The organism is Micromonospora sp. MP36, assembly GCF_008119785.1.
Taxonomy (GTDB): Bacteria; Actinomycetota; Actinomycetes; order Mycobacteriales; family Micromonosporaceae; genus Micromonospora.
Genome location: NZ_VSFA01000037.1, coordinates 1 through 14,554 on the forward strand (window position 1 = coordinate 1; position 14,554 = coordinate 14,554).

Sequence of the window (14,554 nt, forward strand, 5' to 3'; positions counted from 1 at the left end):
ACGCCCGAAGCTGCGCGTCCCGGTAGATCTCCATCGAGTCGGTGAGCCGGCCACGCGGGGTGTCGGTGAACATGTACATCAGATGCGGCTCGGGGCTGTCGATATATGGCCGCTCCCAACCGTCCACGATCGGCCAGCAGTCGTCGTCGAACAGGAACAGGTGGGTACAGCCCCGCTCGACCAGCAGTTCCAGGCACTTGTTCTTGGCCCGGGCGATACCGACGTTGCTGTCGAAGCGGAATGTCGCCTCCTCCACCGGCTCGTCGCTGGCGTCGTCGACCACGACTATCGCGGCGCCGCTGGGCGCGTACTTGCGGATCGCCTCCAACGCGGTACGGAACACGGCACCCCGGTTGTGCGTCGTGATCCCGATGCCCACCGCCGGAAAGCCCGTCTCCTGCATGCCCACCTCTTCGGTCGGGGCGCCACGGCGCCATCACTCGGGCCGCCGCCCGGCCCGCGGTACCGGCCGTCGCAGCGGTGCCGGACGACCGTCGGCGCTTGGCCGTGTGCGAGGTCGTCCACATGGGGCACGGCATCGCGGCATCGTCGGGTTCACCGGTCGACACGCGAACCAGCGGCGGCGCGGCGCGGGCCGCGGGTACGGCGCAGGGCGTAGGGATAACCCTCTCCAAGCCGAGGGACGGCACCCGCAGGAGCAGGGGCCGCACCATGTCGAGCGACCGGCCCGCGGCGGCACTGTCATGGCATGGCCGAACGGGTGCACAGCAAGCGACACAGCAGCGCGCTGGAAGGCGATTCCCGCCTGCGCGAACTGATGGACACCTACCAGCAGCCGCTGCTGAGGTACGCGCAGCGGTTGGCCGACGGCGACACTGGGCGCGCCGAGGACGTGGTGCAGGAGGCGTTCCTGCGGGCGTGGACGCACCTGGACCAGCTCACCGCCGACCGTGGGTCGGTGCTGGGCTGGCTGCGCCGGGTGGTGCACAACCTGGTGATGGACGGGTACCGGATGAAGAAGGCCCGGCCGACCGAGGTGGACATCGACAATGCCACCGAGGTGGCCACGGCGGACCCGATGGCCGGCGTGGTGGACTCCCTGCTGGTCGAGCAGGTGCTGCGCGGGCTGTGGCCGGAGCACCGGGCCGCGCTGGTGGAGACGTACCTGAACGGCCGGACCGCGGCCGAGATCAGCGCAACGCTCGGGGTACCGGTCGGCACGGTGAAGAGCCGGGTGCACTACGCGCTGCGGGCCGCTCGCAAGGCGACGGCCAACCACCTGCTCTGCGCCGCGTGAGCCGCTGGACCTGACCGTGGCGGAAGGCCGTCGCGGCCCACGGGCCGGGTCAGCCCGGCCCGACCGGAGCCGCTTACAGTGAAGCCATGCGCCGCTCGACCCAACGAACCGACGGATCATCCCCGGGGCCGGGCCCGTCGGGCAAGGTGGCACAGGTGGTCGACGCGGTGCACGGCCTGCCGGGTCGGCCGCTGCCGGGAGCGCAGGCCGAAGCCCTGGCCCGGGCGCTGGGTGGATGCCTGGAGGCCGCCACCGTCATCATCGCGCTGTGGCTGCCCCCGCCGGCGGGCCACGACGCGGACCCGGCTGCCGAACACACCGTGCAGGAGTACCGGTGGACCGCCACCGGCGCCAGCGCGGCGGTGCCCGTGACCGGGGCGGCGCCGATCCGGCTGCGCGACGGCGAGCAGGTCCTGGCCGACCTCGTGATCGAGCCGCCGGCGGCGGCCGAGCGGCTGCGCCGGTGGCCCGAGCTACACGCGGTGACCCGCCTGCTGGTCAGCGACATCCAGGCCCAGCTGATCACCGGCAGCGCCGAGCGGCTGATCGGCCAGAGCGACCTGCTGCTGGCCGACGCCCGGCTGCGGGCCGCGGGCGAGATGGAGCACCAGCGGCACCAACTGGAGCGCGACCTGCACGACGGCGCCCAGCACCACATGGTCGCGTTGCAGATGTCGCTGGCCATGGTGGAGCACCAACTGGCCGCCGGCAACGCCGCCGAGGCGGGCCGGCACCTCGACCGGCTGCGGGAGCTGCTGGCCAGCACCGAGGAGGTGCTGCACACCACCGCGACCGGCCTGCTGGCACCGTTGGCCGACCACGGTCTGGTGACCGCGTTGGCGGCCCGGCTGGGCACGCTCGACACGGTCACCCTGGACATCGACCCGCAACTGGCCGGCCATCGGTACCCGCCCGAGGTGGAGACCACCGTCTACCTGGCCTGCCTGGAGGCGGTCAGCAACGCGCACAAACACGCCCCGGGCGCCGCGGTCACGCTGACGCTACGTACCTCCCCTGGGGGGCTGACCTTCGAGGTGGCCGACACCGGGCCAGGCTTCGACACCGACGGGCGGATGCCGCTGCGCCAGCTCGCCGCCCGCCTGGCCTCGGTCGACGGCACGCTGACGGTACGGTCTAGCCCGGCCACCGGTACCCGGGTCAGCGGGTTCGTGGCGGTCTGAGCCTTCCCGCCGGTACCGCCGGGCCGCCCGCCCGTGCCTCGCGCCGGTCACTCGACGCCGTCGGTGAGCAGCCGCTCGCACGCCCGTACCAGCAGCGCGCACGCACTGCGCCCGGCCGGTCCCGAGTCCGGCGCCATGGACTGGTTCCGCCAGAACACCAGCGCCCGGCTCGCGGCCTGGGTCAACTGCCCCGCGCCGGCGTCGCCGGCCAGGCCGAGCCGGGACCGCGAGTCCGGACCGTACGCGCCGAGCAGGCGCAGCGCCTCGTCGTGCCCGCGCGGCAGCCGGATCCGCCGGCCCTGCAACGCCTGCAACAGGTCCAGCTCGGCCACCTCGTGCGCGCCCGCGACGGCCGCCTCCACCGCCCGGCCGAACCGGTCGTCCAGCTGCCCCGCGGCCAGGCAGGCCACCAGCGCGCGCAACGCCCACCGGGCGGCCACTACCCCCGCCCGGGCGCGTACCCAGGTGCGCAGCGCCACCTCGACCGCGATACCGCCGCCCGGGGCCGCACGCCAGTCCACGATCGCGTCGCACATCGACCCCAGGCGCTGCGGTGATCCCGCCGTCGCGGCGGTACCCTCCTCCAGCGCGCAGATCGCCACCGGGGAGAACCCGTCCCCGCCCGGCGACCGCAGGGCGGTCAGGAACTCCGACTCCGCCGCGCTGGCTGGCCTGGACAGCACCAGCACGACCGCATCGGGGGGCCCGTCGGCAGTACCCGACCAGCGGCGCAGCCGGGCCGCGAGGTCGGCGTCGACCCGGTCGCGATGGTGCAGCAGCCGCAGCCCGCGCAGCGCGTCCACGGGGCCCTCGACCAGGATCCGGTCCACCCCGGCCGCTGCGCCCAGCCAGGCGGCGCCGGACCGGCCGGGCAGCCGGACCGGCCGCCACGGCGGTGCCCCGCGAGCCGGGTCCAGCGTGACCCGCGGGTACGGCTGATACTGGTAACCGGTCGGCGGGACCACCCCGACCGGCGGCTCCCATCGGGCGGTACTGGCCGGCCCGTACAGCACCGATAGCAACTCAGGTGCGGAGGCCCCGACCACCACCACCCGGGCCTGAGCGTCCTGCCGATCGACCGCGACCCGCAACGGTGGGCTGTCCGCGGGCGCCTCCCGGCCGGTCACGAGCAGGGTCAACAGGCGGCGCGCGGAGGCACCGACCGGCAGCTCGGGTGCGGCGGCGTTGGCCCCGCGCGGCTGCGGCCCGGCCGGCTCCGGCGCGGCGGGACGCGCGGGCTCCGGCCAGTCGCCGCCGAGCCGCTCCGGCAGCAGGATGTCCACCACGGTCGCCGTGCCCCGGCCGGCCCGTTCCACCCGCAGCCGGCCGCCCAGCGCGGCCAGCCGCCGGGAGTCGTCCCGCAGCGCCGCGGCGACCCGGTTCGGCTCGGCGCCGGCCCGCTGCGCGCGGATCGTCAGCACGCCGGCGGACCGGCCCAGTTCCAGGTGCACCGGCTGCTCGCCGCCGCTGGCGCCGAGCGCGGCCGCCGCGGACGCACCGGCCTGGTACAGCCCGGACTCGACCTCCCAGCCCTGGCGCCGGCCCAGTTCGCCGCCGAAGACCACCGGTACCGGCAGCGCCGCGGTGACCTCCTCCAGCGCCGCGCGCACGCCGGTACTGCGCAGCACCTGCGGGTACACTCCGCGGACAACGGACCGGAACTGCTCGATCATCTCGCCCAGCCCGGCCCGGATGCCGCCGGCGATCGCCGTGGCCTGCGGTGAGCCGGTCCGCAGCGCCCGCTCCAGGTCCGCGGCGCGGTCCAGGATCGCCCGCAGCTGCCGACCGGGCGTCGCGGTGACCGCGGTGGCGAGCCGGTCGCGCTCCACCGCCTGCACGGTGAGCAGCTCCAGCTGGGTCGCGCTGACCCGCTGTACCGCCCGGTCGACCCGGGCCCGCACGGTGGTGCACGCCGCATGGTGGTGAGCCTGGCGCAGCAGCAGGCCGACGCAGACTGCTGTCTCGCCCAGCGGTGCCGCCACGGCCAGCGGGTACCGGGGATTCTCCGGGTGTGCCAGCACCAGCACCCCGTACCGGGCCCCGCCGTCGGTCACGTCCGCGGTCGCGACCACACCGGCCGCGTCCAGCAGCAGGTCCGGGTCGGCTACCGGGTTCGGCAGCGCGCCCTGCGCCCAGCGCCGGGACCGCCACGTGATCGCGGGTGTCCACGGTGGGGTGCTGGTGCCGGGTGCCGTCCCTGCCGGCAGCCACAGCGCCGCGTAGCGCACCGCGTGGGTCCGGGCGAGCTCGCGCAGCAACGTACGCAGGATCGGCCGGTATCCGCCCAGCGGATCCTGTGGTCCGGCCGGCGCGGGCAGCGCATCCGAGGACGCCAGCCGAACCAGGGCGGTGAACGGCCCGACTACCTCGCGGCCTGTGGTCCGGGGCACGGCCCTAGCCCGCTGTCTGGCTCGAGCGCAGGTAAGCGAGCACCGCCAGGACGCGCCGGTGGTTCGCGGCCGGCTCAGCCGGTAGGTCCAGCTTGGTAAAGATGCTCGCGATACGCTTCTCGACCGTCTTGACCGACAGGAACAACCCGGTCGCGATCCCGGAATTCGAGCGCCCCTCCGCCATGAGTCGCAGCACGGCGCGTTCCTGCTCCGTGAGATCGGCCAGCAGGCCACGTACCGGGGGACTCGGCCGGTCCACCAGGTTGGCGGCCAGCGCCGGCTCGATCACGATCTCACCGGCGGCGATGCGCACCAGTGTGTCGGCGAGCACGGCCACCCCGGCCACCTGGTCCTTGAGCCGGTACCCGATCCGCTCGGTGCCGATCTCCAGCAGCCGGAACAGGTAGTGCGCCTCGGCGTGCTGGGACAGCAGCAGCAGCCCGACGTCGGGGTACCTCGCCCGTACGCGCTGGGCGGTCTGCAGTCCGCCGTCCACGCCTGGCGGCATCCGAATGTCCATGATGGCCACGTCGACCGGGGTACGGGCCAGTAACTCCAGCAGTCGGTCGCCGTCCTCCACGCAGCCGACCACCTCGTGCCCCGCGGCGGACAGCAGCAGCTGCAGCCCCTCCCGGAACAGCGCGCCGTCGTCGGCCACCGCAACGTCCACAGCTCGCCTCCCGACGTCAACACCGACGAATTGTGACCCCCGAAATCGGCGACGTATCGTGACGGCGCGATGTGATCTGCTTCGAGGTCGGCAACGTATTACAACTATGGCATCAAGCATCGTAGCGACTGTGGACTCGGCGAGGGGAATCTGAGTATGTACGGGTTGGGCGTCGACCTGGGCACAAGCTTTACCGCCGCGGCGACCGCCTCCGCCTGGGCCCTGGACATGGCGCCACTGGCTGGGCAGGCGGTCGTCACGCCGTCGGTCGCCTACCTTGACGAGAAGGGCGCACTGCTGACCGGTGAGGCGGCCGACCGCCTCGGTCTGCAGGACCCCAGCCGGGCGGCGCGGGAGTTCAAGCGCCGCCTCGGTGATCCCACCCCGGTGATCCTGGACGGGGCGCCATACTCCCCCACCGCCCTGATGGCCGCCCTGCTCCGTTCCGTGGTGGACACCGTCAGCCAGGCGCAGGGCGGCCCGCCCGACCGGATCGTGCTGACCCACCCGGCGGTGTGGGGCCCGTACCGGCGCGAGCAGTTCGCTGGCATCCCGCACCTGGCCGGCCTGCCCCGCCCGCAGGCCGAGCCGGGGTCGGTGGCCGAGTCGGACGGCCCGACCGTCATCACCATCACGGAGCCGGTTGCCGCGGCCACGTACTACTGCTCCACCCAGCCACTGCCCCCGGACGGTCTGCTGGCGGTCTACGACCTGGGCGGAGGCACATTCGACAGCGCGGTGGTCCGCAACGGCCGAGACGGGCTGGAGATCATCGGAACCCCCGAGGGCATCGAATGGCTCGGCGGCGCCGACTTCGACCAGGCGATCATGGACCACGTCGACCGCCAGCTGGACGGTGCGATCACCGCGCTGGACCCGACCGATCCCGGTACCGCCTCGATCCTGGCCACCCTGCAACGCGACTGCATGCTCGCGAAGGAGGCGCTGTCCAGCCGCGAGCAGGCGGATATCACGGTGCCGCTACCCGGCTCGGTCCGGCACGTGACCGTGACTCGGAAAGCGTTCGAGCAGATGATCACGCCGTCCGTGGAGACCACCATGGAGACGTTCCGGCGGACCCTGACCGCCGCCGGCATCACCCTGCAGGACCTCACCGCCGTGCTTCTGGTCGGCGGATCGTCCCAGATCCCCCTGGTTACCCAGTTGCTGCGGGACACACTGCGGCGGCCGATCCTGATCAACACCCATCCGAAACACGCGGTCGCACTGGGCGCCGCGATGCTCAGCACCGACACCCACACGGCACACGGCATCCCGGCGCCCCGGCGGCGCAAGCCCGCCGCGCCGGCCAGGGCCGCGGTCCTGACCGGCACTCCACCCGCGGCGGCCGGACATGACAGCGGCGCACCGGCCACCACCGCGGCCCGGGCCGGCGCTGCGCCCACGGCGGCCGAACGTGACAGCGGCGCGCCCGCCGCCGCAGCCGCAGACGCAGCCGCAGCCGTGGGCACGGCGGCACCCAAGCCGGGGCGCGGCGCGAAGCACCGGGCGCAGCCGCCAGCCAAGCCGGAACGCCCAGCCAGCGGCCCTGCCGGAGACACCCGCCCGGCGGCCGAGCCGACCCCGACACGGCGGTGGCGGTCACGGCTCACCGACGCACGCTTCATCGTCGCGCTGATCGTGTCCTTCAGCGTGCTGGGCGTAGCGTTCGCGTTCGGGAACGCCCCGAGCGACCAGCCGCAGGTGCCCAGCGCAAATACCGCGACCAACGCCCCGAGCAACCAGCCGCAGGTGCCCAGCGCAACGGCCGCGACCAAGACCCCGAGCAACCAGCCGCAGAAGCCCAGCGCAACGGCCGCGACCAAGACCCCGAGCAACCAGCCACAGAAGCCCAGCGCAACGCCCAAGACCAACACCCCGAGCAAACGGCCAATGCTCAAACTGGAGGACGTCCAGGTACACAAACCGTCGAAGCTGGCTACGGTCCGCCCCGCGGTAGTAGGTGCCGAGCATCTCGTCGACCGGTCGCCCGTCTTCACCAGCCTTCCCGACCCGCTCACCGGAGCAGTGCTGATCCCCGGCGCCAGCGACGACAAGCGACTGACCTCCCCGGCCGACTACCTGGTCTTCGATGTCGCACGCGACGCCACCGTGTACGTCGCCTTCGACAGACGCGGAGCACCGGAGCTGTACAACTGGTGGCCGGCGTGGCTGAACCAGCAGGGCTTCAAACGCACTGACATGATCATCCCAACCAACGACAAGGACCAGCGCTACTTCGTCGTGTTCGCCAAAAAGGTGCCGGCGGGACGCGTCACGCTCGGACCGAACGCGGCGACAACCGTGTACTCCACCGGCTACATCACGCTCCTAACCGCTATTGGATGATGATTCCGTCACAAGGTTACTGAACGCCCCTTACCGGGCCGGGCTGCTTCGCGGAGCTGTCAGGTCACATCGGATCTGGACGAACCGTGTGGACGCTCTTGGGGAAGGACTCAGAAACAGATGACCACGCAAAGCTCAGCCCAGTCGGACGGCATCGACCCCTCCGTCCCCACTGCAGCGGGCATGTACGACTACTACCTGGGCGGCAGGAACAATTTCGCAGCCGATCGTCGAGCCGCGAACAAGGTGATCGCAGCGGCTCCCGAGGTGATTCTCATGGCCCGGGAGAATCGTGGGTTCATCCAACGTACGGTGCGATTCCTGGCCCGCGACGCGGGCATCCGCCAATTCCTCGATATCGGCAGTGGCCTGCCCACCCAAGGCAGCGTCCACGAGATCGCTCAGGCTGAGGCGCCGGACGCGCGCGTGGTCTACGTCGACAACGATCCGCAGGTGCTGGCCCGCTCGCGCGCCTTGGCACCCACCGAAGGCAAGACCACGAGCGTGATCACGGCGGACCTGCGCGACCCGGATGCCATCCTCAACCACCCCGAGACCCGGGCGCAGATCGACTTCGACCAGCCAATGGCCATCCTGTTGGTGGCCGTCCTTCACTTCATCGACGACGAAGCTGACCCGTACGGGATCGTCGCCCGCCTCCGCGACGCGATGGCGCCGGGTAGCTACCTTGTCATCAATCACGCCACCGCCGACCCCAGGCCGGACAACGCTGGTGGCGCCGCAGAAGTCTACAAGAACACCAAATATCCGGCCACCCACCGCACGCGTGATCAAATCGAACGCTTCTTCGACGGCGCACCCCTCATCGACCCCGGCCTGGTGTTCGTTCCGGAATGGCGGCCCGACATCGAAACCGACATCGCGCCGGAGGAGGTCTGGATCCTCGGCGGCGTCGGCCGAAAGCCGACTGTGGATCAACCTCGACCGTTGTCGCTCTAAAGGTCCTACTGCGAATTCGCCAGCTCACGAGCGATGTCGACCCGCGAATGGGCCCCGAGCTTCGCGAGGATGTGGGAGACGTGGGCTTCCACGGTACGGCGGGACAGGAACAGTTGGGCAGCGATGTCCGGGTTGGACTGTCCTGCGGTGACGAGGTCGGCGATCTTCCGTTCCGTGGCGCTGAGGGATTCCCGGCCGGTGGTGGGCCGGCGGCGCGGTCCGCGGCGGCCGCGGCGGATGCGGTCGTAGGCGGGCGTCGGCGCGCATGATGTCCCAAACCGCGTCGAGCGACGTGCAGCCCTCGACCGCCCGCGCGTACGCGGCCCGGGCGGCAAGCTGGTCGCCGCGTTCGGCGTACAGCACGGCGGCGTTCTCCAGTGCCTGCGCGCCGAACAGGGGTAGCCGATGCGGTGGAAGGTGTCGGCGGCGGCGAGGATCCGCGCGGGGTCGGCCGCCAGCAGGCCCGCGCAGTACCCGGCCGCGGCGGTGGTGGCGGGAGACGCCTGCCCTGGGCGGCGGCGTTTGCCCGGGCCGCGGCGGTGGCGGTGCGGTCGCCGCAGGCCAGCGCGAGGCGGACCACCGTCGGCCAGCCACATCGGCGTGTCCGGGGTCAGGTGCGGGAACTCGCGCTCGCCCTCGGGATCGAACACGGCCAACAGGCGAGCTAGCGCCTCGGCGGACCGGCCCTCGCGCTCGGCCGCGAACGCCCAGGCAACCAGCAGGAGGTCGCCGTACAGACGCAAGCCGTTCCCGGGGTTTGTCAGCTCCTCGACGCCGGAAAACTCCCGCTCGGCCGCCGGCAGGTCGTCGCGGTGAACCGCGATCAACTCCCGCACCCCGCGGCCGGCCAGCCGATACGTCATATCGGTCGGCAGGTCGGCGGCAGCCTGTAGCTCCGCCAGCGCCTCGTCCCACCGCCCTCGGTAGAAGCTGTAGTCTGCGATCTTCGCCCGCAGATGCCCCAGCCGGGGCGGAGTGCCGGCACGTTCGGCGAACACCATGGCCTGGCCGAAGGCGTCGTCGGCCTCGGCGGGCCGTCCCAGGTTGTCCAGGCCACCCGCGCAGTTGATCATCAACAGCAGCCGCAGGTCGGCGACCGGCGGCTCGTCCCCCAACACCGCCAACGCACGATCGATGAGCGCCACCTGCGCCGCCACGTCCCGCCGCTGGTTGTGCGCGATGAGGGCCAGGGTGTGCAGGGCGTATCCGACCGCCAGCCGGTCACCGGCCTGGTGCCCCTCGGCCTCGGCTCGGGCGGCGACCGCCCGAGCCTCGTCGAAACGCCCAACGCCGATGAGCGCAAGGGCGCGTAGGGCGTACAGGCGGGCGGTCCAGACCGCCGGAAGTCCCGGTCGCTCCAGCGTGTGCTCGGCGACCTCAACGGCCTGCTCGTACCGCCCCATGCGCATCAGCGCGTATCCAAGGGTCCAGGCCATCCGAGCGGCCACCACGGGATCGCGGCTGAAGGCCAGCACCGGACGGGCCAACTGCTCGACCTGCTCGTTGTCGCCAAGCTGCGACAGCGCAACCGTCAGATCGGCATCCAGCCGTTCCCGGCGCGGATCGTCGTCAAGTGCGCCGCGGACCCGGGTCAACAGGTCGACGGCCACCCGCGGCGCCCGGAAGGTCAACGCCGCGGCTTCCCGGGCCACCCAATCGATCATCCACTCGTCGGCCGTCACCGGTCCGACGAGCAACTGCTCGGCCACCCGCTCCACCGGCGCCCCCGCGCCGGCCAGCGCCCGAGCAACCTGCCGATGCAACGCCGCCCGCAGACTCACCGGCATCGCCTCGTACAGCGCCTGCCGGATCAGCCCGTGCCGGAACACCAGCCGATCCCCCGACGCCGCCAACACCCCGCCCGCCACCGCCTCATCCACCACGACCATCAACTCGGTCGCCGGCTGCCCGGAGACCACTCCCAGGTCATCGACCGTGAACGCGGGGCCCAACACCGCCGCCAGCCCCAGCACCGACCGGGTCCGCTCCGCCAAGAACCCCAATCGTCGCCCGATCGCCTCCGGCAACGACCCCGGCCACTCCCCCGCACCCGTCAACTCCGCCACCCCCGCCACCACGGTGATCCGCGACTCCCGGACCAACGCATCGACCGCCTCGCGGGCATAAAGCGGAGTACCTCCCGCCTGCCCCGTCAGCTCACCCAACGCCCCGCTCGGCACCGCGCCCACCAACTCGCCCACCACCTCGATCACCTGCGGTGCCGACAAAGCTCCCAGCGGCAGCACCGTCGCCCCCCCACTCCACGAGGTCCCGCCGCGTTGCGGCCACCTCCGGCCGGCGTGGCACCGGCCGGCATGCCGTGGGGCTGAGCACGCTGGACCGGTTCCGCGACGTGCTGATCGAGGTCTACTTTCGGAATGGGTCCGGGCCAGAGGCCGCCGAAATCTTGGGCGCTCCCGAGGAGCCCATCAAGTCCCGGACCTTCTACCCGCTACGCGCACTGGAAGCGGCATCGCTGGACCGGAGACTCATTGGAAATGAGCCGGAGCAGCGCGTCACCCAGCACGGCGCCGTCTACTCGCCACCGGGCTGGCGCATGTCGTCCTCGGAGAGCAGGGCCAAGCCAGCAACCACGTCCCGGAACCCGTCGTACTCCGCGCGGCATCGCCGGCATCGCGCGATATGAGCCTCCATCACCCGAACCTCGTCATCGGACAGAGCATCCAACGCGAAGACGCCGAGCGCCAGCTTGAACGGATCATCCGAGCGCTCGGGCTGGCTCATTCGACCTCCTCCTGACCGTTGACGCGTGCTGACTTACCTCGCTCTGATTACGCGCCGTAGGCGCGGACGGTTCAGCCCAAAGTGGTTTGCCGGTCGTCCGCTGACTGATCCACCATCGGCGGGCCCTCGGCGCCTGCCGGATGTCCATGGACCAGCGAGCCCCGGGCCTTTCCGACGAGCACAACGATGGGCGCGCTCGCCCGCGAGATCGCGCGGTGTATCACCGGCAGGCCAGTGGACACCGCACCGGCAACCCGGTGCGGTACGGGCACGGCCCCAAACATCCGTGAGCTACCCGATGTCTCTCAGTGCCAGACGACCGAACCTTGCCTTGAGAGCGGACCAGGTATGGAGGAGGGCAGCCATGGCACTTGCGACCGGAACCGTCGCCGTCAGGGACCTAACCGCCGAGGAGCGGATGCAAGCCCTGTATGACGCCCATGCCAAACCGGTCTATTCGTTCCTCCTGCGGCTCACCTTCGGCCAGCGCCAAGCGGCCGAGGACCTGCTGCAGGAAACGATGATGCGGGCTTGGCGCAAAATCGAGGTCTTGAACGCGGACATCGCAACGCTCCGCCCCTGGTTGCTCACCGTCGCCCGACGAGTGGCCATCGACGCCGGTCGGGCCAAGCAGGCCCGACCGGAGGAAGTCGGGCTGGTCGACATGACGGTGCTGCCATCCGGCGATGACGCCATCGAGCGAATGCTCGCCGTTCAGACCATCAAGAAGGCGATGGCTCGGCTGACTCCAGAGCACCGAAACGTGATCATCGAAATCTACTATCGCGAGCGGTCGGCCGTCGAGGCAGCCGCGGTGCTCGGCATTCCGGAGGGGACGGTCAAGTCGCGCACCTACCACGCGCTCCGCTACTTGCGCGCTGCCATGGGCACCGCCGCGAAGCGTCGGCCCGCATAGCGTCCCTGATCAGCTTAGTGATCCTGAGTCGGATTGAGTTTCCGGGATCGTTTCCCACCGTGGTGGGGACGCGTGGGCGTGGAAGTGGAATCCCGCGCCCAAGGCGGCTCCTCGTGGCTGTGGCCGGTGGTGGGTGTGCTGATCGTGTTCACGCCCTGGTGTCGGTGGGCTGCGCGGGGCAGCCTCCGGTCCGTTGGTGCGTGTCCCTCCGGACGCTTACCCGCTCGGTTGTGGGGCCGGGTGGGGGAGGGTGCCCTGCGTCGCCTGGGCGCGGGGCGTGGTGGCTTGTGCCGGGTGGGGCCGGTCTTCGACCGGTCCCCCCGACTGGTCGTGGTGATGACCGCGGAGGCTTCGAGTTTGTCGACCACGGCGCGGATGACCATGTGTCCGGTGGTCTTGTCGGTGACGGTCTTGGCCTGGTGGGTGAGGCCGCGGGCGGCGATGCGCCGCCAGGCGCCCTGGTCGCGGTCGCCTTGCCAGCGGCAGGACTGGTGGGGGCAGATGACCCATTTCCAGCCCGCCACCGTGGGCTTGTCGGGGGCCTTGCGATGCCGTAGCGGGGTCAGGCATTGCGGGCAGTGCTTGGAGGTGTTCCGGGCGGGGACGGTGACGACGGCGATACCGTGCTCGGCGGCGAGGTGCCGCATCCGGTCGACGATCTGCCCGCGCACCTGCTGGGACAGGCGGGTGTTGAGGGTGGCGCCCATGCCCCGTGCTTCCAACGATCGCAGGTCTTCGACGTAGATGACGGTCGCGCGGGAGGCGATGGCCTGGTCGACGGCCCAGCGGGCGGCGGCCCACGCGAGGGCGGTGTTCAGGTTTGTTCGGCGGTCGGAGAGGTGGCGGATCTCGTCGCGTAGGACTGCCTGTTTGCCGGCGAGGTGATGCTGCTCGTCACGGCCGGTGAGGCGTTGGTAGTGGTCGGCTTTGGCGTGCAGCCGCTCGGACAGCCGCCGGAGGCGGTGCTGTTTGGCGAGGATGCCGGCGGCTCGGAACTGGCCACCGGCCCCCAACTCGGTGATCCGCCCGCCCTCGTGCTGTCGCAGGGCTCCCGCGCAGAGGAGGGTGTTGAGGCCCCAGTCCACGCCGACCGCGACCGTGTGGCCGGTGCGCTGGGCCTTCGGCACGGCGTGCGTGTACGCGAGATCGGCGCGTACCTGTCTGCCGGTGAGGCGGAGGGTGGGCAGGTGTACCACCGCGCCTGCGGGGACCGTGGGCGGCAGGATGATCGGACAGGCCACCCACGTCCAATCCCGATACGATCGCGGATCCGGGCGGGTGGGCAACTGCAACCGCAGCAACACCCTCCTGGGGTCGGTGTCGCTGCGTTCGATGGTGGCCTGCTGCCGGTCACACGCGGCCAACAGCAGCATCCGCGCCACCCTTGGGACGCCTTCGAGTTCGAACACGTCCACCGGCAGCCGCCCATTGACGGCAAGGAACTTCGCGGCCTGCTGGGTGCGGGACTTGATGACGCGAGATGGTAGATGCTCCCCGCCCGGAACCGCCTGGCGTATCTGCTCCCACTCGTGCGCGGTGCGTTGACGCGGATCGGCCGGCCACGTCGCCAGCACCCCGGCGGTCAATTCAGCACGCCACGACGCCGAGCGCAGCGCCCGCCCGGCCTGCTCCTGCGCCATCCGCACGACCCGGTCATTGACCTTCACACCCTCCGGTGTGGTGACGATCCAGCCCAAACGCCGCAACGCCATCCACGCGTTCGACGGAAGCTTCCGGCCGCCGGCGTCCACACCGGAGGCAAGCACCTCCACATCGCCCGCGTTCCAACGCTCCGCCAACAACCCAGAGACCATCCCCGCCACCAGATCGGCACACCAGCCGACACGCTGCGCCAGCACCGCCTGCGACAGGACCTCACCGCTCTCCTCGTCCACCCCTGATCGCAGCAAAGCGCGGGCGCAAGCGGTACGGGAGGCCTCACCCTCGGCCAGCGGCAGCTTCCCGCTCACCGGCTCAACGCCGCGACAACGATCCAGGAGAACCCGAGATCACGACCGGCCCACATCACCGGAATCTCCCCCGAACCAGCCCGAAAGGCCAAACGCCACGGTCTACACGGTTAAC

The 14,554-nt window shown here is 71.4% G+C and carries 11 protein-coding genes; 5 read left to right on the forward strand and 6 right to left on the reverse strand.

Annotated elements, in window-relative coordinates; genetic code table 11:
* Positions 1-403, reverse strand: a 403-nt coding sequence (locus FXF52_RS22610) for a glycosyltransferase family 2 protein (protein ID WP_148799762.1), incomplete at its 3' end; no start/stop codon positions are given.
* Between the two features lie 306 nt (positions 404-709).
* Between FXF52_RS22610 and FXF52_RS22615 the strand changes: the two genes are divergently transcribed.
* Positions 710-1,258, forward strand: a complete 549-nt coding sequence (locus FXF52_RS22615) for a sigma-70 family RNA polymerase sigma factor (protein ID WP_222870606.1) — start codon at positions 710-712, stop codon at positions 1,256-1,258.
* Positions 1,259-1,413: 155 nt separating this feature from the next.
* A complete protein-coding gene (locus FXF52_RS22620) occupies positions 1,414-2,439 on the forward strand; it encodes a sensor histidine kinase (protein WP_187413634.1) in 1,026 nt (341 codons plus the stop codon).
* Between the two features lie 47 nt (positions 2,440-2,486).
* Here the strand turns inward: FXF52_RS22620 and FXF52_RS22625 are convergent, their stop codons facing one another.
* Together FXF52_RS22625 and FXF52_RS22630 are read right to left on the reverse strand one after the other, a co-directional pair.
* Positions 2,487-4,829: a hypothetical protein gene (locus FXF52_RS22625; protein WP_148799766.1), complete on the reverse strand. Its 2,343-nt coding sequence runs from the start codon at positions 4,827-4,829 to the stop codon at positions 2,487-2,489.
* A 4-nt stretch (positions 4,830-4,833) separates the two neighbouring features.
* Positions 4,834-5,499, reverse strand: coding sequence for a response regulator transcription factor (locus tag FXF52_RS22630; protein WP_187413635.1), 666 nt, complete (start codon positions 5,497-5,499; stop codon positions 4,834-4,836).
* A 156-nt stretch (positions 5,500-5,655) separates the two neighbouring features.
* On the opposite strand from FXF52_RS22630, the gene FXF52_RS22635 reads away from it, so the two are divergent.
* Together FXF52_RS22635 and FXF52_RS22640 are read left to right on the forward strand one after the other, a co-directional pair.
* Positions 5,656-7,848 carry an Hsp70 family protein gene (locus FXF52_RS22635; RefSeq protein WP_148799770.1) on the forward strand — a complete coding sequence of 731 codons (2,193 nt, stop codon included), beginning with the start codon at positions 5,656-5,658 and terminating at the stop codon, positions 7,846-7,848.
* A gap of 120 nt (positions 7,849-7,968) precedes the next feature.
* Positions 7,969-8,808, forward strand: a complete 840-nt coding sequence (locus FXF52_RS22640) for an SAM-dependent methyltransferase (RefSeq protein ID WP_148799772.1) — start codon at positions 7,969-7,971, stop codon at positions 8,806-8,808.
* Positions 8,809-8,813: 5 nt separating this feature from the next.
* Here FXF52_RS22640 and FXF52_RS22645 read toward each other — a convergent pair whose 3' ends face one another.
* On the reverse strand, positions 8,814-11,021 hold the full coding sequence (locus FXF52_RS22645; protein WP_148799774.1) for a LuxR family transcriptional regulator: 2,208 nt from the start codon (positions 11,019-11,021) through the stop codon (positions 8,814-8,816).
* A 322-nt stretch (positions 11,022-11,343) separates the two neighbouring features.
* A complete protein-coding gene (locus FXF52_RS22650; RefSeq protein WP_148799776.1) occupies positions 11,344-11,553 on the reverse strand; it encodes a zf-HC2 domain-containing protein in 210 nt (69 codons plus the stop codon).
* A gap of 364 nt (positions 11,554-11,917) precedes the next feature.
* Here FXF52_RS22650 and FXF52_RS22655 point away from each other — a divergent pair, with 364 nt between their 5' ends.
* A complete protein-coding gene (locus FXF52_RS22655; RefSeq protein WP_148799778.1) occupies positions 11,918-12,469 on the forward strand; it encodes a sigma-70 family RNA polymerase sigma factor in 552 nt (183 codons plus the stop codon).
* A 14-nt stretch (positions 12,470-12,483) separates the two neighbouring features.
* Here the strand turns inward: FXF52_RS22655 and FXF52_RS22660 are convergent, their stop codons facing one another.
* Positions 12,484-14,439: a zinc ribbon domain-containing protein gene (locus tag FXF52_RS22660; RefSeq protein WP_222870607.1), complete on the reverse strand. Its 1,956-nt coding sequence runs from the start codon at positions 14,437-14,439 to the stop codon at positions 12,484-12,486.
* Between the last annotated feature and the right edge of the window lie 115 nt (positions 14,440-14,554).

Bases quoted from the DNA above. Each gene is read 5' to 3' on its own strand.
- FXF52_RS22635 (WP_148799770.1), top strand. From the start codon at position 5,656: ATGTACGGGTTGGGCGTCGACCTGGGCACAAGCTTTACCGCCGCGGCG.
- FXF52_RS22640 (WP_148799772.1), top strand. From the start codon at position 7,969: ATGACCACGCAAAGCTCAGCCCAGTCGGACGGCATCGACCCCTCCGTC.
- FXF52_RS22615 (WP_222870606.1), top strand. From the start codon at position 710: ATGGCCGAACGGGTGCACAGCAAGCGACACAGCAGCGCGCTGGAAGGC.
- FXF52_RS22655 (WP_148799778.1), top strand. From the start codon at position 11,918: ATGGCACTTGCGACCGGAACCGTCGCCGTCAGGGACCTAACCGCCGAG.
- FXF52_RS22650 (WP_148799776.1), bottom strand. From the start codon at position 11,553: ATGAGCCAGCCCGAGCGCTCGGATGATCCGTTCAAGCTGGCGCTCGGC.